Annotated in this window: 19 protein-coding genes and 1 pseudogene; 12 read left to right on the top strand and 8 right to left on the bottom strand. The window is 56.5% G+C overall.

Annotated features, from left to right (window positions below; all coding sequences use genetic code 11):
- Positions 1-885: a LysR substrate-binding domain-containing protein gene (locus M8370_RS07800; protein ID WP_114518809.1), complete on the top strand. Its 885-nt coding sequence runs from the start codon at positions 1-3 to the stop codon at positions 883-885.
- On the opposite strand, the gene M8370_RS07795 is transcribed toward M8370_RS07800, so the two are convergent.
- The 3 genes from M8370_RS07795 to M8370_RS07785 all read right to left on the bottom strand — a co-directional run bounded on the left by M8370_RS07795 (position 876) and on the right by M8370_RS07785 (position 3,672).
- The gene (locus M8370_RS07795; protein WP_013096566.1) at positions 876-1,787 is read right to left on the bottom strand and encodes a LysR family transcriptional regulator; all 912 of its coding nucleotides are present in this window, start codon (positions 1,785-1,787) and stop codon (positions 876-878) included. The two genes, M8370_RS07800 and M8370_RS07795, sit on opposite strands and share 10 nt — an antisense overlap.
- Before the next feature lie 15 nt (positions 1,788-1,802).
- Complete coding sequence (locus tag M8370_RS07790; RefSeq protein ID WP_250020730.1) at positions 1,803-2,789, bottom strand: MBL fold metallo-hydrolase; 987 nt, start codon at positions 2,787-2,789, stop codon at positions 1,803-1,805.
- A gap of 142 nt (positions 2,790-2,931) precedes the next feature.
- Positions 2,932-3,672 (bottom strand): 5'-nucleotidase, lipoprotein e(P4) family, encoded by a 741-nt coding sequence (locus M8370_RS07785; RefSeq protein WP_194500131.1) that lies wholly within the window; start codon positions 3,670-3,672, stop codon positions 2,932-2,934.
- Positions 3,673-3,834: 162 nt separating this feature from the next.
- On the opposite strand from M8370_RS07785, the gene treZ reads away from it, so the two are divergent.
- From treZ to glgX, 3 genes are read left to right on the top strand one after another with little or no spacing between them, the layout of a single operon-like run.
- Entirely contained in the window at positions 3,835-5,619 is a 1,785-nt protein-coding gene (treZ, locus tag M8370_RS07780) for a malto-oligosyltrehalose trehalohydrolase (protein WP_250020729.1), read from the top strand.
- Entirely contained in the window at positions 5,616-8,084 is a 2,469-nt protein-coding gene (treY, locus tag M8370_RS07775; protein ID WP_250020728.1) for a malto-oligosyltrehalose synthase, read from the top strand. Before treZ ends, treY begins: the two co-directional genes overlap by 4 nt.
- 15 nt (positions 8,085-8,099) lie before the next feature.
- Positions 8,100-10,175 carry a glycogen debranching protein GlgX gene (glgX, locus tag M8370_RS07770; RefSeq protein ID WP_250020727.1) on the top strand — a complete coding sequence of 692 codons (2,076 nt, stop codon included), beginning with the start codon at positions 8,100-8,102 and terminating at the stop codon, positions 10,173-10,175.
- A 2-nt stretch (positions 10,176-10,177) separates the two neighbouring features.
- Here the strand turns inward: glgX and M8370_RS07765 are convergent, their stop codons facing one another.
- Positions 10,178-10,726 carry a winged helix DNA-binding protein gene (locus M8370_RS07765; RefSeq protein WP_250020726.1) on the bottom strand — a complete coding sequence of 183 codons (549 nt, stop codon included), beginning with the start codon at positions 10,724-10,726 and terminating at the stop codon, positions 10,178-10,180.
- A gap of 215 nt (positions 10,727-10,941) precedes the next feature.
- Here M8370_RS07765 and M8370_RS07760 point away from each other — a divergent pair, with 215 nt between their 5' ends.
- Genes M8370_RS07760 through M8370_RS07750 form a run of 3 tightly spaced genes read left to right on the top strand, consistent with a single transcriptional unit; the run spans position 10,942 to position 13,666 of the window.
- Positions 10,942-11,664, top strand: a complete 723-nt coding sequence (locus M8370_RS07760; protein ID WP_013096573.1) for a DUF969 domain-containing protein — start codon at positions 10,942-10,944, stop codon at positions 11,662-11,664.
- Positions 11,661-12,647, top strand: coding sequence for a DUF979 domain-containing protein (locus M8370_RS07755; protein ID WP_013096574.1), 987 nt, complete (start codon positions 11,661-11,663; stop codon positions 12,645-12,647). Before M8370_RS07760 ends, M8370_RS07755 begins: the two co-directional genes overlap by 4 nt.
- A gap of 23 nt (positions 12,648-12,670) precedes the next feature.
- Positions 12,671-13,666 carry a DUF2891 domain-containing protein gene (locus M8370_RS07750; protein WP_148790919.1) on the top strand — a complete coding sequence of 332 codons (996 nt, stop codon included), beginning with the start codon at positions 12,671-12,673 and terminating at the stop codon, positions 13,664-13,666.
- 36 nt (positions 13,667-13,702) lie between these two features.
- On the opposite strand, the gene M8370_RS07745 is transcribed toward M8370_RS07750, so the two are convergent.
- The gene (locus tag M8370_RS07745; protein ID WP_250020725.1) at positions 13,703-15,112 is read right to left on the bottom strand and encodes an MFS transporter; all 1,410 of its coding nucleotides are present in this window, start codon (positions 15,110-15,112) and stop codon (positions 13,703-13,705) included.
- 117 nt (positions 15,113-15,229) lie between these two features.
- Here M8370_RS07745 and M8370_RS07740 point away from each other — a divergent pair, with 117 nt between their 5' ends.
- Positions 15,230-16,141, top strand: a complete 912-nt coding sequence (locus tag M8370_RS07740) for a LysR family transcriptional regulator (RefSeq protein WP_250020724.1) — start codon at positions 15,230-15,232, stop codon at positions 16,139-16,141.
- On the opposite strand, the gene M8370_RS07735 is transcribed toward M8370_RS07740, so the two are convergent.
- Positions 16,109-17,566: a Cu(+)/Ag(+) sensor histidine kinase gene (locus M8370_RS07735; RefSeq protein ID WP_194500137.1), complete on the bottom strand. Its 1,458-nt coding sequence runs from the start codon at positions 17,564-17,566 to the stop codon at positions 16,109-16,111. The two genes, M8370_RS07740 and M8370_RS07735, sit on opposite strands and share 33 nt — an antisense overlap.
- Positions 17,556-18,239 (bottom strand): copper/silver response regulator transcription factor, encoded by a 684-nt coding sequence (locus tag M8370_RS07730; protein WP_029883300.1) that lies wholly within the window; start codon positions 18,237-18,239, stop codon positions 17,556-17,558. Before M8370_RS07730 ends, M8370_RS07735 begins: the two co-directional genes overlap by 11 nt.
- A gap of 162 nt (positions 18,240-18,401) precedes the next feature.
- On the opposite strand from M8370_RS07730, the gene M8370_RS07725 reads away from it, so the two are divergent.
- From M8370_RS07725 to M8370_RS07710, 4 genes and pseudogenes are all read left to right on the top strand, one after another.
- Positions 18,402-19,787: an efflux transporter outer membrane subunit gene (locus tag M8370_RS07725; protein WP_194500138.1), complete on the top strand. Its 1,386-nt coding sequence runs from the start codon at positions 18,402-18,404 to the stop codon at positions 19,785-19,787.
- Positions 19,788-19,814: 27 nt separating this feature from the next.
- Positions 19,815-20,156, top strand: a complete 342-nt coding sequence (cusF, locus tag M8370_RS07720) for a cation efflux system protein CusF (protein ID WP_020688657.1) — start codon at positions 19,815-19,817, stop codon at positions 20,154-20,156.
- Between the two features lie 11 nt (positions 20,157-20,167).
- Positions 20,168-21,409, top strand: coding sequence for an efflux RND transporter periplasmic adaptor subunit (locus M8370_RS07715; protein ID WP_045294096.1), 1,242 nt, complete (start codon positions 20,168-20,170; stop codon positions 21,407-21,409).
- A gap of 10 nt (positions 21,410-21,419) precedes the next feature.
- Positions 21,420-23,984: pseudogene (locus tag M8370_RS07710) on the top strand (CusA/CzcA family heavy metal efflux RND transporter); the annotation flags it as partial.
- Here M8370_RS07710 and M8370_RS07705 read toward each other — a convergent pair.
- Positions 23,950-24,288: a hypothetical protein gene (locus tag M8370_RS07705; RefSeq protein WP_349665601.1), complete on the bottom strand. Its 339-nt coding sequence runs from the start codon at positions 24,286-24,288 to the stop codon at positions 23,950-23,952. The pseudogene M8370_RS07710 and the gene M8370_RS07705 sit on opposite strands and share 35 nt — an antisense overlap.
- Positions 24,289-24,490 lie beyond the last annotated feature (202 nt).

Here is a 24,490-nt window from a genome sequence, read left to right as displayed (position 1 = left end):
ATGCAATTTCGTCTGATGCGTAATTTTCTGGTGGTAGCCGAAGAGCTCCATATGCACCGCGCCGCGGAGCGCCTGAACATGGCGCAACCTGCGCTGAGCCAGCAGATTAAAGCGCTGGAGGCGCGTCTGGGCGTCACACTGTTTAGCCGGGCACATCGTCGCTTAACCCTGACGCCTGCCGGAGACGCGTTTCTGGTCAAAGCCCGGCTGGCAATTGCGATGACCGAGCAGGCCGTGCTGGACGCCAGACAAACCGCCCGTGGCGAACAGGGGGTGTTGAATCTGGGATGTGTATCGAGTGCGATGTTCGACGGTAAGCTGCCTGCAACGCTGCGCCAGCTGCACGAGAACTGGCCCGCGATTGCCATTTCGCTGATGACCGGAAACGTGCAGACGCTTTACGAAGCCGTGCAGACCAACCAGCTGGACGTGGCGATTATCCGGGCTCCGCTGCCTGCGTTACCTGACGATCTGCAATCTCGCCCCTTTACCTCAGAGAAAACGGTGCTGGCGCTGCCTCGCCAACACCCCCTGGCCACGTCATCCGCACTGACGCTTTCATCCGTGAAGGACGAAAAGTGGATCTCGCTGCGCGATCCGCAAGGCATGGGGCTGGAACAATATTTCTATGACGCCTGTAACGGTGCGGGTTTCCAGCCGGAGGTGGTGCAGAATGCCACCGACGTGCCCACCGTCATCAGCCTTGTCGCGGCGGGATTTGGCATTGCGCTCTTGCCCGCCTCAGCAAGGGCGGTGAGCGTCGGGAATGTGGTTTACGTCGACATTATTGATCGGCTCAGGAAGAGCGAACTGACGCTGGTTTGTCACCGAATCATTCGTTCTGAAGTCTTAAAAAAATTCCTCACCACCGTTGCTCAGGGTTGACGCCCGGCGGCCAGCAGCAGTTGTTCGCGCAGCCAGGCGTTCGCCGTGTCCTGACTGTTTTTAGGATGCCAGAACATGCTGATGGCGATCGGCTGGAGTGGCAGCGGGGGCGGGAAAATATCGAGCGTGGTGGCGAACTGCTGCAACATGCGTCCCGGTAAGGTGCAAATCAGGTCAGTCCCCGCCACCAGAGGCGGTGCCATGGCATAGCTTTGCGTGGACATCACCACGTTGCGCTGATATCCCAGCCCGGCCAGCGTCTGGTCGACAAAGCCGGTAAATGGATCGCCCTGGGAGGAGACCACCAGATGAGAGAGGGCGCAATACTGCGCCAGATCCAGCGGCCCCGTACCGCGAGGATGCCCTTTGCGCTGGGCGGTGGCAAACGCGTCTTCAAACAGTTTGCGTCTGACCCAGCCGTCATGCGCGCCCGCACTCACGCCAATGTAAATATCAACGTCGCCGCTTTCCAGCTGCTGGGGCAGGTTCACCCACTCCGGCAGGGCGAAACGCAGGCGGATCCCCGGCGCTTCACGTCTGATGTGATTCAGCAGTTCAGCCCCAAGCATCAGGGCCGGGTTTTCATGCAGGGCAATGACGAACGTGCGATTGCTCTCGCGGGGGTTAAACCCGGTGGGGGCAAGCATCGCGCTGATGCCACGCAGAACGGCCGCGACCTGAGGCCTCAGCGCCTCGGCTCGGGGTGTGGGCAACACCCCACGTCCATGTGGGGAAGGGATAAACAACGGCTCGCCAAAAATGGCACGCAGGCGCGAAAGACGGGCTGACAGCGCGGGCTGGCTGACCCCCAGACGTGCGGCGGCGTGCGTGATGTTCCGGTCGGTGAGCAGTGCATCCAACGTCAATATCAGGTCAATATCCAGGTCTGAAAATGGCGTCATGTTGTTTTCCGTTGTTTATTTAGCTGTGCTGGCGTCCCGGTTGGTATAGGTAACGGGAACCCAGGCATAGCCCGCGCGTTCGCCTTTGGTGACATAACCGATACCGGGGAACGGCAGGTGTGGCGCGGCAACCAGATCTCTGTTTTTGACAAAGTCGTCAAAGGCCTGCTTGCGCACACGGGCGGCTCCGTCCTGATCTTCATCGTAGGCGATGGTCACATCAGGCTGCGGGAACTGTACCGCAGCGACGTGGATAATGTCGCCCACGAAGGTAATTTTCTCGCCTTTACTCTCCAGCGTATAGAAGGCCGAGCCCGGTGTATGGCCGGGGTGAACCGTTCCGGTAATACCCGGCAGCAGCGCTGATGTACCGGTAAAAGGCACCACTTTGCCGGCATCAAGATACGGTTTTAAAGTCTTCTGTGCCACGTCAAAGTAGTTCTGATCGTAACCGGTTTTTTTCTGATTCTCTTCATTGAAGAAAAAGTCGATATCCGGTTTCCCCACGAACACGCGGGCGTTGGTAAATACCGCCTTACCGTCTTTTATCAGGCCACCGGAATGATCGGAATGCGCGTGCGTCAGTAAGATTTCCGTGATGTCCTGCGGTTTGATCCCCTGCGTTGCCAGGCTCTCGATTAAACGCCCGCCGTTGCCCGGACTAAAAAGCTGGCCGGAACCGGTATCGACCAGAATTTTGTGTCCCGGCAGCGCAATCAGAAAGGCGTTAATGGAAGCTTCAACCGGGTTAGCCTGGAAATTTTTCGCCAGTAACGCATCGGTTTTCTGCGCTGTGGTCCGGCGCAACAGCGTGTGCAGATCCTGCGCGACGCTGCCGTCCGTAAACGACGTAACCAGCACGTCGCCCACCTGAACGCTGTAACCGCCCGCCGGTTGTTCCACCACGTGCTGAGGCGTCTCTGCCAGGGAGTGCAGCGCAGGGTAGAAGAGCAGTGAACTGGTGATGAGCGTAGAGAGGGCAAGTTTCTTGACAGTAAGCATGATGATCTCCTTTAGTAAGTCCTCATCTTACTTATGCATCAAAATTTAAGAACCCGCTCAACAGTGATAGGACCTATAAATGGGATGGATAGCTCAGTGGGGTGACCGGGCAACGGCAATACCGTGCCCGGCGGGCAGATTGTTACGGCTTCCAGCTGTCCGGCGTGGCTTTTGACCATGAGCCATAAGCGGCATTAGGCAGCACAATCCAGTCATTGCCAAAATGCTCTGCGCTTGCCTCAACCAGCTCGCGCTGCTGCTCACTCGGTTTTTTGTTTTTAAACTGCACGGCGAAATCCGGCAGGCTGTCGCCAAACAACATAATGATCTGTTGCTTTTTAAGGATGCTCTGGCGGCGCTCTTCTTTACTCACCGTATCCAGAAGCACGCTGTCGTCCGAGACCTGCGGCAGGCCAAGGGATTTTAACGTGTTGATGGTATCTGCTTTATTTTCCTGCATGCGGTCAGAGACGTAGTAGATACGCACCTTGCTTTGATTCACATGCTCAAGAAACGCCTTCGCGCCGGGGATCAGGCCGGGTTTTCCCTGTTTTTCCCAGTCGCTCCAGGTATCCCATTGGGTGTAGTCATGGCACTGTTCCATGTCGCGCACCAGCAGCGGGGTGTTGTCGAGCACGGTTTCATCCAGATCCATGACCACCGCGTAATTTTCTGGCGTTTTCAGATCTTTCACTTTCTCGTCAAAACGGCCGGTGGCAAAACGGTACGTCTGCAGTTGAAGCGCCATGATTTCAGCCGACTTCTGCTGGTAGCGCAGCGCCATTTCATAGGCTTTTGGTTCACACAGTTCATTATTTGCCGCGGTAGCGGTTGCGCTCAACATCGGTACTGCCAACAGTAAAGCCTTAGCTATTGAATTCATTATTGTTTCCTTAACACCCTTGTCAAAATGACGAAAGCGTAATGAATTTAAGTGACAGAAAAATGACGGTTGCACGTTGGGGCTCTGTTGAAACGTGCTTTCGATCCTGAACTAAGCTTGTACTTCATTCCGCGTAAAATGTGGGTCATTCGAGGACAATGAATGGAATTCAGGACATTTCAAAAGCAGTGGGGTGCTGAGTTTATTTCCGGTGACGTTGTACGTTTTCGCGTCTGGGCTGAGGGACAACAACAACTTACGCTACGTCTGGCAGAACGCGATCTGCCCATGACGGCGGTCGGTAACGGCTGGTTCCAGATTGACGTACCTGGCGTGACGCATGGCACCGAGTATCAGTTCGTTTTACAGGACGGCATGGCGGTACCTGACCCCGCATCGCGGGCGCAGAAAGGGGACGTTAATGGCCCCTCCGTGGTGATTGATCCCGGCCGCTATCAGCCCATCAACCCAGACTGGGCAGGGCGACCGTGGGAAGAGACGGTGATTTACGAACTGCATATTGGCACCTTTACACCGCAGGGCACCTTCCGGGCGGCTATCGACAAGCTGCCGTATCTGGCTGAACTCGGCATCACCCAGCTTGAAGTTATGCCGGTTTCACAGTTCGGCGGCAGCCGCGGCTGGGGCTATGATGGCGTATTGCTGTATGCCCCGCATTCCGCCTATGGCACGCCGGAGGATTTTCACGCGTTCATCGATGCGGCGCACGGCCTGGGCCTTTCTGTCGTGCTGGATATCGTACTCAACCATTTCGGCCCGGAAGGAAACTACTTACCCTTGCTGTCACCCGCGTTTTTTGATGCGCAGAGAATGACACCGTGGGGTAACGGTATCGCCTATGAACGGGAGCCGGTCAGACACTACATTCTTGACGCGCCCCTGTTCTGGCTGACCGAATACCGTCTGGATGGCTTACGGTTTGATGCCATCGACCAGATTAAAGATACGGCGTCGAAACATATTCTTCAGCAGATCGCGGAAACGATCCGCGAAGCGCTCCCGGATCGTCATATCCATCTCACCACCGAGGACAGCCGTAACGTGATTTTCCTGCATCCTCGGGATGAGAAGGGAGCCACGCCGCTGTTTACCGCCGAGTGGAATGATGATTTCCACAACGCCGCCCACGTCTTTGCCACCGGCGAAACGCATGCCTACTATCAGGATTTTGCCTTCGAACCGGAAAAAAAATTCGCCAGAGCACTCGCAGAAGGATTTGTCTATCAGGGTGAGGTCTCTTTGCAGACCGGACACTCACGCGGGGTGGAATGCCACACCCAGCCGCCGACCTTCTTTGTCGATTTTATTCAAAACCACGATCAAACCGGTAACCGCGCCCAGGGCGAACGGCTTATTACCCTGGCGGGCGCGGATAAAACCCGCGTTCTGCTCGCCGCGCTGCTGCTGTCACCCCATATCCCGCTGCTGTTTATGGGCGAAGAGTATGGCGAAACCAACCCGTTCCTGTTCTTTACGGATTTTCATGGCGATCTGGCGAAAGCCGTGCGGGAAGGGCGGGCAAAAGAGTTTACCGGCCACAGCGGACACGATGGCGATGTACCGGATCCGAATGACGAGCAGACTTTTGCCCGCTCAAAACTGGACTGGCACAACGTGACGACTGCACAGGGTAAATCCTGGCTGCGCTTCACGCGAAGCCTGCTGGTCCTGCGGCATCGCTATCTTGTGCCGTTACTTCGCCCTGGCGGCACCGTTGAGGGCAAAATCGTTAAGACCGCTCCCGGTATGGTGGCGGTGAGCTGGTCTTTCCCGACGGGGACATTGTCGCTGGCGCTGAATATCGGTAATAAGCCCGTTGACGTTCCTGCGCTGGCAGGCGAAACGCTCTTTAGCTGGCCGGAGGCCGCTGAGGTGTTAGCGCCGAACAGCATTGTCATTCGTTTTGCAGATGGAGACGCATCATGATCCCTTGTGCCACATACCGAATACAGTTCCGCAATGGCATGACCTTTGACCGCGTGGTGGAGCTGGTGCCATACCTTAAAGACCTCGGGATCAGCCATCTCTATGCCTCACCGATATTTACCGCCACCACCGGTTCAACCCACGGTTATGACGTCACCGATCCTAACGAAATCGATCCTGCCATTGGCGGGCGCGCCGGTTTCGACCGCATGACGGCGGCACTCAGGCAGGCGGGAATGGGGCTCATTCTGGACATCGTCCCTAACCATATGTCGACCTCGCTGGAAAACCGCTGGTGGCGGGACATTATCGCCTTTGGTCAGCAAAGCCGTTACGCGCACTATTTTGATATCGACTGGTCGCGCCCGCTGACGCTGCCGTTCCTTGGCGACACCTTTGAGGCCGAGCTGGAGAAGGGGGCAATTGCTCTTAAACGTGACATTGTCACCGGTGAGGCCGCGCTGGTCTACTATGACACAGCCTATCCGCTTAACCCCGGAACATGGGCTGCGGAGAAAAGCATTGAGGCGATCCACGAGGCGCAGAGCTGGCGGCTGATGTCCTGGCGGGAAGCGCCGAAACAGCTCTCATGGCGGCGCTTTTTTGAAATTACCGGCCTGGTGGGCGTCAGAGTGGAAGACGAGGGGGTGTTTCAGGATACGCATCGCCTGATCCTCGAGCTCGTGCATACCGGCATTGTCGACGGGTTGCGCATTGACCATATCGACGGGCTGGCCGACCCGCTGGGTTACCTGCAGCGGTTACGGCAGGCAACCGGTCCCGACTGTTATATCACCGTGGAAAAAATTCTCGCCAAAGGGGAACAACTGCCTGCGGAATGGCCGGTATCCGGCACCACCGGATATGAGTTTATCGCCTCGCTGGCCGAAGTGCTGGTCGACGATAATAACCTCGGGCGGCTGGAAAAAATCCACGACGAGACGCTGGGCGTGACGGTCGATCGCCATGCGGAACTTCGCAACGCTAAAGGGCTGATGACCGATCGCAATTTTGAGGGTGAATTCACCACGCTGCTTAACATTGCCACCGACCTTGCCCGATGCAACGGCATTGACGTACCGCAGGACGACATACGTTACACGCTGCGCGAACTGCTGATTGCGTTTCCGGTCTACCGCACCTACGGCACCACCGACGGGTTAACCGCCCCGGATGTCGCGCTGTTGAATCGCGTTGTTGCCAGCGTCGACGCACCGGAACCGGCGTTAAGCCTGTTGGTGAGGATCCTCACCGGCGACCTGGACGCCAGCAGCCGCGATGCGGCCTCGCTGTTCAGAACCCGCTTCCAGCAGCTTACCGGGCCGCTGATGGCGAAATCGGTGGAAGATACGCTCTTTTTCCGCCATAACCTCGAGCTCGCCCTGAACGAAGTGGGGGCCGATCCCACCCCGCGCGCGTTCTCGTTATCCCGCTTTCACCAGGAGATGCGCATCCGTCTGGCCCGTCAGCCCGATGCGCTGCTGGGGACCTCCACGCACGACACCAAGCGCGGGGAAGACGCGCGGGCACGCCTCTACACCCTGACGGAAGCCCCGGAACAGTGGGGCGAAAATCTGGCGCGCTGGCGACAGATGAACCAGACCCAGGTGCGTTTTCTCAATGACGGTACCGCGCCAAACGCGGCCGATACCTGGATGATCTACCAGGCGCTGGCGGGCGTCTGGCCTGCAACGTTGTCGCCTGACGATAGTGAAGGGCTGAAGTCTCTCGAAGCGCGTTTCCTCGGGTTTATTGAGAAAGCGCTGCGCGAGGCCAAACAGCGTACCGACTGGATCGACAGCAATGAGAGCTATGAGAGCGTGGTGCTGAATTACGTCCGGCACTTGCTGTCCCCTGAGAACACGCTGTTCCTGCATGATTTCTCGTCCTCCCTGCAACCTTTTATCCGCGCCGGGCTGATGAACAGCCTGAGCCAGACGGTGATCAAACTGACGGCGCCGGGCGTACCGGATATCTATCAGGGAAGCGAGGCGCTTAATTTTAGCCTGGTCGACCCGGATAACCGGCTGGAGCCGGATTTCGCCACGCTGAGGCAAAACCTGAGCAGCGCCGACGCAAAGCTCTTTGCCGACGAACAGCAGTGGCGAAACGGCAGGGTGAAGCAGTATGTCACCGCCACGCTGTTACGCGTCCGGCAGCACTATTTACCGCTCTTCCAGTACGGCGACTGGCTGCCGCTGAAGGTCAGCGGCGAGCGCGAGGAAAACCTGATTGTCTACGCGCGCGTGAAGGACGGGGAGGCGCTGATTGTTGCCGTACCGCGTCTGGTTTTTGCTACCCCCACAAACGAAACGCTGTGGGCCAACACTTCGGTCGTCATCCCCGAAGAGCTTTCCGGGAAACGCTACCGGGATCTGTTTACCGGTGAACGTCGGGCGCTGCGGGAGACGCTGGATTTAACGTCTGAAACAGGAAGTTTGTTAGTTCTGCTTACCTGCGAATAATCGTGGAGAACGAAAATGGCAAAGGAAAATACGTTTGACATACGGGCCGGTCATGGCCAGCAGCTGGGCGCAAATTATGACGGGAAAGGGGTTAACTTCGCGCTTTTTTCAGCTCACGCCGAGCGGGTGGAGCTCTGTCTGTTTGATCCCTCCGGTAAAACGGAAATCGCCCGTCTGGAGCTGCCTGAATACACCCACGAGATCTGGCACGGCTATGTGCCCGACCTCCAGCCCGGCGCGCTGTATGGCTATCGCGTCTACGGGCCGTATGACCCGGAAAACGGGCATCGCTTTAACCCGCATAAGCTGCTCATCGATCCCTATGCCCGTGAACTGGTGGGCGATATCGACTGGAATGATGCCCATTTTGGCTACGAACTGGGTCATGATGCGCTGGATCTGAGCTTTGACACGCGGGACAGCGCGCCGTTCACTCCAAAATGCAGGGTTATCGATCCGAATGCGTTTGACTGGCAGGACCATCAGCGGCCAGCGATCCCCTGGCCGCATACCGTGGTCTATGAGAGCCATGTGAAAGGCTTTACCCAGCTCAACCCGGCGATACCGCCCGAGCTGCGCGGCACCTTTGAAGGCATGGGGCATAAAGCCTCGGTCGATTACATCAAAAGTCTGGGTATCACCGCCGTCGAGCTGCTGCCGGTTCACTGGTTCCCGGACGATCAGCACCTGCTGGACCGCGGCCTGAAGAATTTCTGGGGCTATAACACGCTGGGCTTTTTTGCGCCCGCGTCACGTTATTACGGCCCGGCAGGGATCCAGGGTTTTCGCGATATGGTCCGCGCCTACCATGACGCGGGTATCGAGGTGATTCTGGATGTGGTCTATAACCACACGGCAGAGGGCAATGAGCTTGGCCCGACGCTCTCGTTCAAGGGTATCGATAACTACAGCTATTACCGCACCTTGCCGGATCAGCATCGCTATTACATCAATGACACCGGCACGGGGAATACGGTGAACACCTCACACCCGCGTGTGCTGCAGATGATCATGGATTCGCTGCGCTACTGGGCGGAATCGATGCATATCGACGGTTTTCGCTTCGATCTGGGTACGATACTGGGGCGCGAGCCAGAAGGGTTCGATCCGCGCGGCGGCTTCTTTGATGCCATGACCCAGGATCCGGTTTTATCAAAACTCAAGCTCATTGGTGAGCCCTGGGATATTGGCCCCGGCGGCTATCAGGTGGGCGGCTTCCCGCCCGGTTGGGGCGAGTGGAACGACAAATATCGCGATACCGTTCGCGAATACTGGCGGGGCGATAACGTTCCCACTGATTTTGCCGCCCGCCTGCTGGGCTCGGGCGATCTCTATGATTTACGCGGACGTCGCCCGTGGGCCAGCGTCAACTTTATTACCGCGCATGACGGCTTCACGCTGAACGATCTGGTGTCGTACAACGAGAAACACAACGCCGATAATGGTGAAGATAATAACGACGGGCATAACGATAACCGCGCGTATAACTATGGGGAGGAAGGCCCGACCGAGAACCCGGACATTATTGCCACCCGTGAACGGCAGAAACGGAACTTCCTCACCACGCTGTTGTTCTCCCACGGTACACCGATGCTGCTGGCCGGGGATGAGTTTGGCCGGACGCAAAAAGGGAACAACAACGGCTATTGTCAGGACAGCGAGATCTCCTGGATCAACTGGAAAGGGTTGTCAGAAAACGACGTCGCGCTGCGCGAGTTTACCCGGCACCTGATTGCGCTTCGCGCCAAACAGCCGCTGCTGCGCCGGGAGAGCTGGCGAGACGGTCTTGAGATCCGCTGGTTTAACGCCGGAGGAGGACCGCAGCAGTCTGAGCAATGGGAGGAAGGCTCGACAATCGGCGTCTCCATCAGCCGGCCCGATCTCATCCAGGAGGAGGGGATCTGGCACGACGTGCTGATGCTGTTCAACCCCTTCGAAGGCGCCGTGTCGTTCCAGATCCCGCAGTTTGGTGAAGGAGGCTGGGTGCTGGAACTCTCCACGGCGGGGGAAGTTGCCACGGGCGAGGTCATCACCCGGACCGTGGATTACGAACTGGCGGGGCGCAGTATTACTCTCTTCAGACGCCCGTGATGTCAAAGTGATGCCGCCGCCCGTGCGGCGGTGTCATACAGGGATGAAATGGTGCGCAGCAGCTGGGCGGTGTCACCGATAGCGGCACCCGAAATCCCGCTTTCGGCATGTATGTTGATCAGACACGCTTCGCGCACATCCCGGTATTTCATGCACAGTGCTTTTCCCGCCTCGGTGGTGGAGAAGAAAAGCTCTTTTCCTGCCTTTTCACTGGTGACGTAGCCCGCCTTGACCAGCTTTTTCAACGCATAGGTCACCACGTGGGTGTCTTCCACGTTGAGCACAAAACAGATATCGGCCAGCTTCTTCTTGCGATTGCGGTGATTCACATGATGCAAAAGCGAGACGTCAAAGGCCCCCATATCCGGCTCACCGGCCGCGGTCATGCAGCGCACCATCCATTTATTGAACGCGTTACTGGTCATGATCAGCGCGTACTCCAGCTCCGATAGCTCCGCGCAGCGCTCGGATACCAGATGGCGGGAGGAGACGATCCGGCCGTCGTTAATGTCGTCGTGATTCATTGATGCAGCACTATTCTTCAGGGTCATAACGTTCCTTACGGGAGTGTGGCTGTTGCCCGGAAATGTAAACTCATCGATAAAATAAGAACATTTTATTGATAAATTGTTTACATGTTTTTGCGGTTCAGATATAGCTTTTTAACGCAGGTTTTCGAAGCCTGACGGAAAACACAACATCGCTCGCCGCAAATTAAAAAAATAGCCGTCGGCGCGCAACGCTCACTTTGGATAGGGTAACGTTTATGGACGGTTCTACACTGTTGCCGCTTATCGGGATCCCGGTGGTGGTTATTGGTTTTGCCCTGCGCTTCAACCCGCTACTGGTGGTCGTGGTAGCAGGGCTGACGACGGGTCTGCTGGTTGGGATGGATTTCGGCATGCTGCTGGAAACCTTCGGCGAGAAGTTCGTCAACAGCCGCTCTCTGGCTACATTCATTCTGATCCTGCCGGTTATTGGTCTGCTGGAATATTACGGTCTAAAAGAGCGCGCACAGGCGTGGGTGGCGAAGATCGCCAGCGCCACTTCGGCGCGTATTCTGATGATCTATTTTGTCGCCCGCGAGGGGACGGCCGCGCTGGGGCTGATGTCGCTGGGCGGTCATGCCCAGACGGTGCGTCCGCTGCTGGCACCGATGGCCGAAGGGGCGGCGCTGAACGAGTACGGCGAACTGCCCCAGCATATTCGCGACAAAATCAAAGCCCATGCCGCCGCGTGTGACAATATCGCGGTGTTCTTTGGCGAAGATATTTTTATCGCCTTCGGGGCGGTGCTGCTGATCGACGCCTTCCTGAAGGAGAACGGTATTCAGGGTATTGAACCGCTGCATATCGGCCTGTGGGCGATCCCGACGGCGATTGCGGCATTGATTATTCATATGACGCGTCTGTTGCGCCTGGATGCCAGCATCCGCCGTGACGTGATGGCCTGGAAAGCCGGGCAGGGAACGCAGGAGATCGCGCCATGATGACGCTGCTCACCATTAACCGCGTGTACTACCTGATTGGCTTTGTCGTGATGCTGCTGGTGGTTATGACCCTGCGCGATCGCGCCAACCCCAAACGTTTTACCACGGCGCTGTTCTGGTTTCTGTTCGGTGGTATCTTCCTGTTCGGTGACCTGATGGTGCAGGAGCTGGGCCGCTCGCTGGCGTACCGGATCATTGGCGGCGCCGTGATTGTAATTGCCCTTCTGGCAGGCTTTGGGCTGGTCGGTAAAGGGCAGTACAAAATGGCCAGTGAGCCTGAGCGTATTGCCTCCTCAAACCGGCTGAAAAACTGGCTGTTTTTACCGGCCCTGATGATCCCGGTAGTGACGGTTATCGGCACGCTGTTCCTGAAAGGGGTGTCGATTGGCGGGGTTTACCTGCTCGATCAAAAACAGCTCACGCTGGCGGCGCTGTGCGTGGCCTGTGTGGCGGCCATCCTTACCGGCTGGTGGCTGACAAAAGGTACGCCGCTGCATGCCGTCCGTCAGTCTCGCCGACTGGTGGATACCATTGGCTGGGCGGTGATCCTGCCGCAGATGCTGGCCATGCTGGGCGGGGTTTTTGTGGTGGCCAATACCGGCAACTCCGTGCAGAAGGTAGTCAGCCTGTTTGTGAACCCGGACAGCCGCTTTATGCTGGTGGTGATTTACTGCGTCGGCATGGCGCTGTTCACCATGATCATGGGTAATGCCTTTGCGGCCTTCCCGGTGCTGAGCGCCGGTATCGCCTTACCGTTTCTGATCCACGTGCATCACGGTAATCCGGCACCGCTGCTGGCGATTGGTATGTACGCTGGCTATTGCGGCACGCTGATGACGCCGATGGCGGCGAACTTCAACATCGTTCCCGCCGCGTTACTGGAGCTGAAAGACAAATATCAGGTCATTAAGATCCAGATCCCGACCGCGTTAACCCTGCTGGTGGTCAACGTGTTCTTAATGTACTTCCTCGTGTTTCGCTAAGCGTGGCAACCTAAGGAGCTGTGATGGAATTAACGCAACACCAGGCTGATGCTTTTGCCAGAATGCCTTTGACCTATCTGCGCCAGGAATACCCGAACCACATTATGCATCTGCTCAATGATGACGGGGACGTCCTGCCGCCGCGCGAACTGCATCCCATTTTTTATGGCTGTTTTGACTGGCACTCGGCGGTACACGGCTACTGGCTGCTGCTGCGCTGCCTGCGCCTCTACCCGGAACTGTCGTGCCGGGATGACATTATCACGCTGTTTGCCGACCATCTCACGCCAGAAAAGGTGGCGCAGGAGCTGGCTTATTTCAACGCGCCGTTCCGCGCCTCGTTCGAGCGTCCGTATGGCTATGGCTGGCTGCTGGCACTGGCCCAGGAGCTGAAACAGTCATCGCTGCCGCAGGCGGCAGGCTGGTATCAGACGCTTGCGCCGTTAACGCAGGACATTCGCAACCGTCTGGTGGATTACCTCAGTAAGCTGACGTACCCGATTCGGGTTGGCACGCATTACAACACCGCGTTTGCCCTCGCGCTGGGGATCGATTACGCCCGGGCGGTGGAAGATAACGCGCTGGAGAGTGCCATTCTGGGGGCGGCGACGCGGTTTTATCACGCGGATACCCAGTATCCGGCTCACTATGAACCGGGTGGTGATGAGTATGTATCCGGCGCGCTGACAGAGGCTCTGCTGATGAGCAAGGTCGCGGAGAATTTCCCGGCCTGGTTCGACGCGTTTCTGCCGAATATCGGGGCTGTCTCTGCGCTGATGAACCCGGCAGAAGTGAGCGACCGTACCGACCCCAAAATTGCGCATCTGGACGGATTAAACCTCAGCCGCGCCTGGTGCATGAAACATATTGCCAGTGCGCTGCCGGAGGATCATCCGGCGCAGCAGGCGCTGCGTGATGCGGTGGCGAAACACCTGACGGCGAGCGTCGGGCATGTTGTCGGCAGCCACTACAGCGGTGGGCACTGGCTGGCGAGTTTTGCGCTGCTGGCGCTGGAGTAAATATGGGGGCAGCGTCGCAGGACGCTGCCCTGGCATTTATGCCGTAGCCTGTCGCGCGCGACGCAGTCGGCTAACGCTAAATAATACTGACGCAGTTGACGCGATCACCGCGATCCACAGCGCAAGATGAACGGCACCGTCATCCAGCATTTGATGATCTGACCCTGCGGTCGCAGCCAGCAAAATTCCCACCACGGCGGCACCGAGACACTGGCCGAACGTTCTGACGATGGACAACACCCCGGATGCATAGCTGGCGTACTCCCTGGCAACGTTAGAGAGCATTTCACGGTTATTGGGACTCTGGAAACAGCCAAAGCCGATGCCGCACACCAGGCTCCTGAGGCAGATATCCCAGGCAGAAGGGCTGGCAGGCAGCGTCGCCAGCAAAATCAACCCAACGACAAAAATCATCAGTCCAAGCGTGGAGATCAACGGGGCGGAGATCGTGTCTGCCCAACGGCCCGCGTGCGGCGCAATGAGTACGATACCTATCGGCCAGGGGGTGAACAGTAAAGCGGAGATCGCCGGGCTATAGCCGTACACGCTCTGAAACAGAAACGGCAGCGCGATAAAGGTAATGCCCTGACTCACAAACGAGGCCAGCGAGGTTAGCGCGGCGAGGGTAAACCGTCCGTTGCTGAATATCACAGGCGGCAGGATGGGGCTCCGGGCACGGCGGATATGCCAGACAAAAGCGATGAGGCTGACCGTAGCGACAAATGCCCAGCAAACGGTGCTGATGGCGTGCGCTCTATTCTCTACGCTGTTTGCCGCCATGATCATCGACCCCAGCAGGATCACGGACAACAGGGCACCGGGCACGTCGAACGGGGACCTATCAGAGGCCGTCGCCCGCGGCAGCGCTTTCCAGGCCAGCATCAGGGCAACGGTACCGGGAATAATGTTGATCGCGAACAGCCATTGCCAGCTCAGTACGTCGAGTATTGTTCCGCCCAGCACCGGCGCAATGGCGGTGCTGGCGGCGATAAGCAGAGCGTGCAGCCCCAGAATGCGGCCAAGCAGCCGTCCCGGGAACACCGAGCGCAGGATCGCCGGGGCAATACTCAGCGTGGCCGCGCCGCCGATACCCTGCAAAATACGCATCCCGATCAGCATTTCCGGCGTTGTTGCCAGCGCGCAGCCGAGCGAGGTCAGGGTAAACGTAGCCAGTCCTGCCAGAAACACCGGGCGGTAACCCACGCGCGCGGCGAGTGCGGCGAAGATGGCTAACGTCATTGCCGCTGACAGCAGGTAACCGTTGGCGAACCAGACTGCGACATTCGCGGGCACCTGCATCGCGCTGGCCATTGATGGCAGGGCAATGTTGATCATGGTGCCATCGAATACGCCCATCAACGTGGTGGTCATCACCGCAGCCATCACCCGGGCGCGTTCATGTCCCGGTAATCCTTCGTCGCCGGGTTGGTATGAAAAGAGCGTCATCGTGTTATCTCCAGGCAAGAATGTTGATGACGACACTATAGTAATGGGTTATACAGGGCGGAAGACGCAGCATTTGCACTTATACGTTGCATCAAACGCCCTGTATGAGGAGGTTTTGTGACCGATCCTGATTTCAACTTGCTTGTCGCGCTCGACATCCTGCTGGCTGAAGCCAGCGTGGCGGGGGCGGCGCGGCGTCTTAACCTGAGCACCTCAGCCATGAGCCGCACGCTGAGCAGGCTTCGTGAGGTCACCGGCGATCCGATTCTGGTGCGGGCCGGGCGTCAGATGGTGCTGACTCCGTGGGCCGAATCCACCCGGGATCGCGCCCGACATGCGCTGCATGAGGCAAGGGCGGTACTACAGCCTTCAACGGACACCTTCCGGGCAGAAAATCTTGAACGGGTGTTTACTGTCAGAGCCAATGATGGCTTTGTGGTGGCGTTTGGCCCGTTGCTGATTGCGGCCGTTGCGGAAGCAGCGCCGGATGTCTGCATCCGCTTTGCCCCAAAACCGGAGAAAACGTCGCGTTATCTGCGGGAGGGGCTGGTTGACCTGGAAATTGGTGTGCAGAGCAACATGGGGCCCGAAATTCGTCTGCAGCGGCTCTTTGAGGACCGCTTTGTTGGCGCGGTGCGCAAAGGGCATCCGCTGGCGGCGCTGCCAATAGTCAGCCTTGAGGATTATGTCGCCTGGGGTCATGTGGTGACCGCGCCAAATGGCTCATCACACGGTTTTGTTGATGATGCCCTGGCCGCGCGGGGGATGAAACGCAAAATCGCCAGCGTGGTGCCCGGTTTTCCTACTGCGTTATCCGTGGCGCTGGCGTCCGATCTGATTGCGATGGTCCCGGCGTTGTATCTGCTCAATCAACCGATGAGCGAGAATGTGCACATCTTTGAACTGCCGTTCAACACCCGGACCATTACCGTATCGCAGATGTGGCACCCGCGGATGGAACAGGATCCGGGCCACCGGTGGCTCAGAGAGAAGGTGCTAGCGGTGTGCCATCAGTCGCGGCACCGATAATATAAAACGGGTCGACACAGCATCGGATTCCACACGCACGTTGCCGTGATGCGCGGTGATGATGGATTTCACAATCGCCAGGCCGATCCCGCTGCCTTCTCCTTTTCGCTGTCTGGACGGATCCACCCGGTAAAAGCGGTCGAACAGCCGGGGCAAATGCGACTCAGGGATCGGCTTGCCGGGGTTGGCAACGATCAGCTCGCACGCGTTTTCCTTTTCACTTACCGACACGGTCACCGTTTCTCCGTCCGGCGTATAGCGCAGGGCATTGGAGAGCAGGTTATTGATGGCTCTTCGGAACATCTGCGGATCGCCGTCTATCAGGCAGGGCGTGCCGTTAAAACGCAGCGTGATATGGCGTTCTTCCGCCCAGGCCTCGAAGAAATCAAAGACTTTCATCACCTCCGCGCTCAAATCAAAGGTTACCCTGTCAGGGATCAGCTGATTATTATCCGCCTGGGCCAGGAACAGCATATCGCTGACCATGCGGGTCATCCGGTTGTACTCTTCAAGGCTTGAGTACAGCACATCCTCCAGCTCTTTCGGCGAGCGGTTCTGGCTTAACGCAATTTCCGTTTGCGTTACCAGATTGGTGATCGGGGTTCTGATCTCATGGGCGATATCGGCAGAGAAATTTGCCTGACGGGTAAAGACATCCTCAATTTTTTCAATCATGTGGTTAAACGAGATCACCAGCTGCTCCAGCTCAACCGGCACCCGCGACGGCTCAAGCCTCGCATCCAGATTCTCTGAGGTGATATTTTTTATCGCATTGCTGACGTTACGCAGGGGCAGGTGTCCCTGACGTACCGCGATGCGAATGAGCAGAATAATCAGCAGGCTGATCGCCACCGCGATGGCAATCAGGTTCTTTTTCAGCGCCTCAAGGTAGTGAAGATGAAAATTAATGGAGAGGCCGATCAGCATGACATAGTGTTGTTCTTTTCCCTGCAATGTCGCCGTGCCGGAAGAGGCGATAATCCGGTATGTTTCCATCTTCATGTCGGACCCGGCGTGCATCGCCTTGCCAGCGTCCTCCACTGACCAAAGAAACACATCCTGCGCGCGGCGATGGGCGCTGAAATCCGCGGTATTCACCGCTGGCCGGATGGCCTCGCCCTGTGAGCTGAAGAGCACATTGCCACGGGGATCGAGCAGCAGGACGGCAACGTTGCGATAGCTGGCCAGCGACTCTTTGATTTTGCTGATTTTCTTTTCATCCGGATCCGCAGGTGACTGCAGTATGCGGTGCATGGCGCGGCTGATTTGTTGCAGATCGCTGATATCCTGCTCGGCAAAGTGCTTTTCAACGGAGTGGAGCATAAACCATGTAAACGCGAAAAAAGCCAGAATGGTGGAGAGGCTGATAAAGAACGTCAGGCGCAGAGCCAGGGAGAAGGGGCGTCTGGCGGGCTTACTCTGCATCCGGAACCTCCAGCATATAGCCCACGCCGCGCACCGTCTGGATCAGCTTCGGTTCATAATCGTTGTCGATTTTGGCGCGTAACCGCTTCACCGCGACGTCAATCGCGTTGGTGTCGCTGTCGAAATTCATATCCCAGACCTGCGCGGCAATCAGCGAGCGGGGCAGCACTTCACCCTGATGGCGAACAAAAAACTCCAGCAGGCTGAACTCCTTGCTGGTGAGCAGAATGCGGTTTCCGGCGCGGTTTACCTTCCTTGATACGAGGTCGATGCTCAGATCTGCCACCGTAAACTGGCTCTCGGCGATCACCGTATTGCCGCGTCGTAACAGCGTTCTGACCCGGGCGAGCAGCTCAGCAAAGGCAAAGGGCTTAACCAGGTAATCATCCGCCCCCAGTTCCAGGCCTTTCACCCGGTGTTCAATGGTGCCGAGAGCCGACAGCAACAGGACCGGCATTCCCTTTCCGGCAGAGCGGAGCATGCGGATGATATCCCAGCCGTTCACATCAGGAAGCATGATATCCAGAATGAGCAGGTCATAATCGGCGGTCATGGCGAGATGGTAGCCGGTCAGGCCGTTGTCAGCGCGATCCACCACAAAGCCCGCTTCCGTAAGCCCTTTGCTGAGGTACTCACCGGTTTTAATTTCGTCTTCAACAATCAATATTTTCATCACGCTTCCCCGACTGGCTGCTCAGCACATTCTATTGCACCCGTGACCGTTAACAATGACTTACGCCATAAATGACAACATTGTCATTATCCTGTCACCCGTCAAACAGGACGCGTTCAGTAGAGTAGCCCTAAAAATACTCTGGAATTCATCTGAACCGCTATGTTCCTGCTAAAACGACTAAGCATCACTACGGTATTTATCCTGACAGGATGCGTCTCGCTGGCCCCTGAATACCAGCGCCCGACGTCACCGGTACCCCAGCAGTTTTCGCTGTCGCGTAACAGCCTGACGCCCGTGGAGGGCATGTATCAGGACACCGGCTGGCGCAACTTCTTCGTCGATCCGCAAATCGCGGGATTGATTACAGAGGCCCTGAAGAACAACCGCGATATAAAAATGGCCGCGCTGAAGGTTGAAGAGGCCCGGGCGCAGTTCAACGTGACGGATGCGGATCGTTATCCTCAACTGAACGCCTCCTCGGGCATCACTTACAGCGGGGGGCTTAAGAGTAACAAACCCACTTCCCAGCAGTACGACGCGGGACTTGCGCTTAGCTACGAACTCGACTTTTTTGGCAAGCTAAAGAACATGAGCGATGCCGACCGACAAAACTTTTTCGCCAGCGAAGAAGCCCGTCGTGCCGTGCATATTTTGCTTGTCGCTAATGTGTCCCAGAGCTATTTCAACCAGCAGCTGGCCTACAAACAGCTGCGTATCGCACGCGATACGCTGTCAAATTATCAGCAGTCTTACGCCTTCGTTGAGCAACAGCTGGTGACGGGCAGTACGAACGTGCTGGCGCTGGAGCAGGCCCGGGGGCAGATCGAAAGTACCCGGGCAGAAATTGCCAAAAGAGAGGGGGAGCTGGCACAGGCCAATAATGCCCTGCAACTGGTCCTCGGAACGTATCGCGCGCTACCGGGCGACGGCGGAATGAACGCCAGCGATATTGTGCCGGTACAACTACCACCCCATCTTTCATCGGCAATATTGCTGCAGCGCCCGGATATTATGGAGGCGGAGTATCAGCTTAAAGCGGCCGATGCGAATATTGGCGCGGCGCGCGCTGCCTTTTTCCCGTCCATCTCCCTGACCAGCGGGCTTTCAACGGGCAGCATGGAATTATCTGGCCTCTTCACGTCCGGCAGCGGCATGTGGAATTTTATTCCCAAAATAGACATTCCCATTTTTAATGCGGGCAGGAATAAAGCCAACCTGAAGCTGGCCGAAATTCGCCAGCAGCAGTCGGTTGTGAATTATGAACAAAAAATTCAGTCCGCCTTTAAACAGGTCGCCGACGCGCTCGCGCTGCGGGACAGCCTCAGCCAGCAGTTTGCTGCGCAACAGCGGTATCTTGATTCGCTAAACATGACCCTGCAGCGTGCCAGAGGGTTATATACCCGCGGTGCGGTCAGTTATATCGAAGTATTAGACGCGGAACGCGCGCTGTTTTCTACGCAGCAAAACATTCTCGACCTTATTTATGCCCGACAGGTTAATGAAATTAATCTCTTCACCGCGCTGGGCGGCGGTTGGGTCGAATAACCATAATTAACTCAACAGGAAAATAATATGCGTAATTCAATGAAGGCCGTTGTATTCGGTGCGATCTCCATGATGTTTTCTGCCGGCCTGCAGGCCGAGGTTCATCAGCATGCAGAGATGAGTGCTGCCAGCGAAGGGGCCACAGAGCAGGTTGTCTCCGGGACTGGCATCGTAAAGGACATTGATCTCACAAACAAAAAGGTAACGATCGCTCATGAAGCCATCCCGGAAATTGGCTGGCCCGCCATGACCATGCGTTTCACCTTTACCGACGCAGACGAAAGTATTAAGGCCGTAAAAGTCGGCAACCGCGTGAAATTTTCTTTTGTGCAGCAGGGCAATATCTCTTTACTCAAAAGCATTAAATAGCGAGAAACGGCATGGCATCGTTAAAGGTTAAATATGCTGCAATGATAATCGGCAGCCTTTTTGCGGGAGGGCTGATTGCAGTGACGGCGTGGCAGTATATTTATGCTGCCGAAAAAACAGAAAATACCCCGCCGGAACGAAAGGTGCTTTTCTGGTATGACCCGATGAAGCCCGACGTTAAATTCGATAAACCCGGTAAATCGCCGTTTATGGATATGGATCTGGTACCTAAATACGCGGATGAGAATGACGATAAAAACGGTGCCGGTATCCGTATTGATCCGACGCAGGTTCAGAACCTGGGATTAAAAACGCAAAAAGTAACCCGCGGCACGCTGAATTATGCCCAGACCATCCCGGCCAACGTCAGTTATAACGAATATCAGTTTGTGATTGTGCAGTCACGATCCGAAGGCTTTGTGGAGAAGGTCTATCCCCTGACGACAGGCGATCGTGTGAAGAAAGGCACGCCGCTCATCGACATTACTATTCCGGAGTGGGTGGAAGCGCAGAGTGAGTTCCTTCTGTTGTCCGGCACCGGTGGCACGCCCGCGCAGCTGAAAGGGGTGCTTGAACGGCTTCGTCTGGCAGGCATGCCGGAAGCGGATATTCAAAGGTTACGCTCGACCCGCACGGTCCAGACCCGGTTTACCATCAAAGCCCCCATTGACGGGGTGATCACCGGCTTTGACCTGCGTACCGGGATGAATATTTCGAAAGATAAGGTTGTGGCACAGATTCAGGGGATGGATCCGGTGTGGATCAGCGCGGCCATACCTGAATCCATCGCGTATCTGCTGAAAGACTCCTCGCAGTTTGACATTTCGGTCCCGGCGTACCCGGACACGTCGTTTCATGTTGAAAAATGGAACATTTTGCCAAGCGTCGATCCTGCCACCCGTACGCTGCAGGTTCGCTTGCAGGTTTCCAACAAAGACGAACGGCTCAAGCCGGGCATGAATGCATATCTGAAGCTGAACACCCAAAGCCAGGAGATGCTGTTGATCCCCTCCCAGGCCGTTATCGATACGGGTAAAGAACAGCGGGTCATCACCGTTGATGCGGAAGGGCGGTTTGTGCCGAAGCAGATCCACGTTCTGCACGAATCCCAGCAGCAGTCCGCCGTAGGATCCGGCCTCAACGAAGGGGAGTCGGTGGTGGTTAGCGGTCTGTTCATGATTGATTCCGAAGCCAATATTACCGGTGCGCTGGAGCGTATGCGTCAACCTGAAAAGAGTCATTCAGGCCATTGAGGAGACGACGATGATTGCATGGATTATCCGGCGCGCTGTCGCCAACCGTTTCCTGGTGATGATGGGGGCGCTGTTTCTTAGCGTCTGGGGAACATGGACCATCATCAATACGCCGGTGGATGCCTTACCCGATCTGTCTGATGTTCAGGTGATTATTAAAACGAGCTACCCCGGCCAGGCACCGCAAATTGTCGAAAACCAGGTGACGTATCCGCTCACCACGACCATGCTGTCGGTGCCGGGTGCGAAGACCGTGCGTGGGTTTTCACAGTTTGGTGATTCCTATGTGTACGTCATTTTTGAAGACGGGACCGATCTCTACTGGGCCCGCTCGCGCGTTCTGGAATATCTCAATCAGGTTCAGGGGAAGCTGCCTGCTGGTGTCAGTTCGGAAATTGGGCCAGACGCTACGGGCGTGGGCTGGATCTTTGAATATGCGCTGGTGGATCGCAGCGGAAAACACGACCAGTCCGAACTGCGTTCCTTGCAGGACTGGTTCCTGAAATTTGAGCTGAAAACCATACCGAACGTGGCGGAGGTGGCCTCGGTCGGCGGGGTGGTAAAGCAGTATCAGATCCAGGTCAATCCGCTGAAACTGGCGCAATACGGCATCAGTCTGGCAGACGTGAAGCAGGCCCTGGGATCCTCTAATCAGGAAGCAGGGGGCTCATCGGTCGAAATGGCGGAAGCAGAGTATATGGTCCGGGCCAGCGGCTATCTTCAGACCATTGATGATTTCAATAACATCGTCCTGAAAACCGGCGAGAACGGAGTACCGGTTTATCTGCGTGATGTTGCTCGCGTACAAACCGGGCCTGAAATGCGGCGCGGGATCGCCGAGCTTAACGGGCAGGGAGAGGTCGCGGGCGGCGTGGTGATCCTGCGTTCGGGTAAAAACGCACGTGAAGTGATTACCGCGGTAAAAGATAAACTGGAGACGCTGAAGGCCAGCCTGCCGGAAGGTGTTGAGATTGTTACCACGTACGATCGCAGCCAGCTGATTGACCGGGCCATTGATAACCTGAGTTATAAACTGCTGGAAGAGTTTATTGTGGTGGCCATCGTCTGCGCGCTGTTTCTCTGGCATGTGCGGTCTGCGCTGGTGGCGATTATCTCTCTGCCGCTAGGCCTGTGTATTGCCTTTATCGTCATGCATTTCCAGGGGCTGAACGCCAATATTATGTCCCTGGGCGGGATCGCCATTGCCGTGGGGGCGATGGTGGATGCCGCCATCGTGATGATTGAAAACGCGCATAAACGGCTTGAGGAGTGGGATCATCAGCACCCTGGCGAGCAGATTGATAACGCGACCCGCTGGAAGGTGATCACTAACGCCTCCGTTGAAGTTGGCCCCGCGCTGTTTATTAGCCTGCTTATCATCACCTTATCGTTCATCCCTATTTTTACCCTCGAAGGTCAGGAAGGGCGTCTGTTTGGTCCGCTGGCCTTTACCAAAACGTACGCCATGGCAGGCGCAGCCGCGCTGGCCATTATCGTCATTCCCATTCTGATGGGCTTCTGGATCCGGGGGAAAATTCCTGCCGAGAGCAGTAACCCGCTGAACCGGCTGCTGATTAAAGCCTATCATCCGCTGCTGCTGCGGGTGCTTCACTGGCCAAAAACAACCCTGCTGGTGGCGGCCTTGTCGATCTTCACGGTTATATGGCCGCTGAGTCAGATGGGCGGCGAGTTTCTGCCGAAGATCAACGAAGGCGATCTGCTGTATATGCCATCAACACTGCCGGGCGTTTCTCCGGCTGAAGCGGCTGCGCTGTTGCAGACCACGGACAAGCTCATCAAAACCGTTCCTGAAGTGGCGTCTGTGTTTGGCAAGACCGGTAAGGCAGAGACAGCAACGGACCCCGCACCGCTTGAAATGGTGGAAACCACCATTCAGCTGAAACCCGAGGATCAGTGGCGACCCGGGATGACGATTGACAAGATTATTGACGAACTCGATAAAACCGTCCGTCTGCCCGGTCTGGCTAACCTCTGGGTGCCGCCGATCCGTAACCGCATCGACATGCTTTCTACCGGGATTAAAAGCCCAATCGGTATCAAGGTGTCAGGCACCGTTCTGTCGGATATCGACGCCACGGCGCAGAGCATTGAAGCGGTCGCCAAAACCGTACCCGGCGTGGTGTCTGCTTTGGCAGAGCGGCTGGAAGGCGGGCGTTACATTGATGTGGATATTAATCGTGAAAAAGCATCCCGCTACGGTATGACGGTGGGGGATGTGAAGCTGTTCGTCTCCTCCGCCATTGGTGGCGAGACAGTAGGGGAAACGGTTGAGGGCGTGGCCCGGTACCCGATAAATATTCGTTATCCTCAGGACTACCGGAACAGCCCGCAGGCATTGAAAGAGATGCCGATCCTGACCCCGATGAAGCAGCAAATCACGCTGGGGGATGTGGCGGACATACGTGTCGTTTCCGGCCCGACGATGCTGAAAACGGAAAATGCCCGACCAACCAGCTGGATCTATATTGATGCCCGCGGCAGGGATATGGTGTCGGTGGTCAATGACCTTAAGACGGCCATCAGCCAGAACGTGAAGCTGAGACCGGGAACATCGTCATGCCATTAATGCCTGAGAACAGCAGGGCGATCAAAACCACCCATATAAATACGCTTTCTTCAGGCTGCCCGAGGGCGGCGCTGACTTTGTAACCTAACCACAGCTGCGGTATCCCAAAACTGACGATCACCCCAAGGGTACTGAGAACAGCTGGAATGCCCATGGTATAGCATCCCGTGGGTGTCCCGATCAGTTCGGCCAGTTCCGCTTTTAACTGTTGCAGTTGTGCAGTATTGGCCTTGCTGATTATTACCGCCAGGTCGTTACAGTGGTTTAGTCGACGATATAGTGCTTTAATCATTTGAATATAATGACATAAACGTCATCAGCCCGTCATGCGAAAGAGGTTCAGCCATATGAGCCGCGAGCACTGTCGTGAACTCTGTGTTAAGTACGTTATCCGGACGCCCGATCAGTTACGAAAAGCAATTCGTATTGCCAGAAATGCAAGTTAGGGATCAGACATGGCTTTCCGCCAAGTGCGGATACTTGATGGAAAACGC

Origin of the sequence: Enterobacter cloacae complex sp. OE43NF, from assembly GCF_023544405.1 — a bacterium.
Lineage (GTDB): Bacteria > Pseudomonadota > Gammaproteobacteria > Enterobacterales > Enterobacteriaceae > Enterobacter > Enterobacter cloacae.
The sequence above is the reverse complement of the archived record's forward strand: the minus strand, read 5'-3'. Positions and strand labels throughout refer to the sequence as shown.